Genomic DNA, 1,308 nt, shown 5'->3' with positions numbered 1-1,308 from the left:
ATCAAGGGCCAGCGCTCGCCCGAGCGCCTGCTCGACGAGGTCAGCCTGTTCCTGCACAGCATTGGTTCGCGCGGCGCCAACGCCACCCCTTCGGACGACCAGAACCTGGGCGGCCGCCAGGTGCTGCTGGTCGACGACGACATGCGCAACCTGTTCGCCCTGTCCAAGTCGCTGCGCGCGCGCGGCATGAACGTGATCATGGCCCAGGACGGCTACAAGGCGCTGCAGCAGCTGCAGGAAAACCCGTCCATCGAGCTGGTGCTGATGGACATCATGATGCCGGGCATGGACGGCTACGAGACCACCCGCGAGATCCGCAAGCGGCCGGAATGGGCCAACCTGCCGATCATCGCGGTCACCGCCAAGGCGATGCACGGTGACCGCGACAAGTGCCTGGATGCCGGTGCCAACGATTACCTGACCAAGCCGGTGGACCTGGACAAGCTGTTGTCGATGATGCGCGTATGGCTGCAAAAGTAGGCCCCGATGCTCCCCTTGCCAGTCGCGATGAGATCGACGACATCGAAGTCGATGCCTTCATCCAGGCGATGGCGCGGCGGCACGGCTACGATTTCTCCGGTTACGCCCCGGCTTCGCTGAAGCGCCGGGTGCAGGCGCTGGTGCAGACGCTGGAGATGCCGCACATCGGCGAGTTGACCGCGCGCGTGCTGCGCGACGACGAGATGGTCTCGCAGGTGATCTCGCGCCTGTCGGTGCCGGTGTCGGAGATGTTCCGCAACCCGGCGGTGTTCCGGAAGCTGCGCGACGAAGTGTTCCCGGTGCTGGCCTCCTACCCGCAGATCAACATCTGGCAGGCCGGCTGCGCGCACGGGCAGGAGGTGTACTCGCTGGCCATCCTGCTCAAGGAGGCCGGGCTGTACGATCGTTGCCAGATCTACGCCACCGATTTCAGCGACGAGGCGCTGGCGCGCGCGCAGGAGGGCATCTTCCCGATCCGCGACGCACGCCTGTACTCGGAGAACTACCTGGCCGCCGGTGGCCGGCAGACGCTGTCGGACTACTACCACGCCCGCTACGACTTCATGAAGCTCGACGCGCGGCTGCGCGAGCGGGTCACCTTCGCCAACCACAACCTGGTCTGCGACGGGGTGTTCTGCGAGGCGCAGCTGATCCTGTGCCGCAACGTGCTGATCTATTTCTCCGACGCCCTGCAGGACCGGGTGCTGGGGCTGTTCCGCAGCAGCCTCAGCCGCGGCGGGTTCCTGTGCCTGGGCAACCGCGAGTCGATCCGGTTCGCGCCCAGCGCCCGCGACTTCGTGCCGCTGGACGCCGAGCTGCGGCTCTACC

The 1,308-nt window shown here is 66.5% G+C and carries 2 protein-coding genes; both read left to right on the top strand.

What is annotated here, in order from left to right:
* Positions 1-480: response regulator (locus tag VA603_RS11445; RefSeq protein WP_323438916.1), on the top strand; the 480-nt coding region annotated here is incomplete at its 5' end.
* On the top strand, positions 465-1,308 hold an 844-nt coding region (locus tag VA603_RS11440), incomplete at its 3' end, for a CheR family methyltransferase (protein WP_323438915.1). The genes VA603_RS11445 and VA603_RS11440, both read left to right, overlap by 16 nt.

Origin of the sequence: Stenotrophomonas capsici (genome assembly GCF_034961085.1) — a bacterium.
GTDB classification, from domain to species: domain Bacteria; phylum Pseudomonadota; class Gammaproteobacteria; order Xanthomonadales; family Xanthomonadaceae; genus Stenotrophomonas; species Stenotrophomonas capsici.
This window is presented reverse-complemented; position numbering and strand designations above follow the sequence as displayed.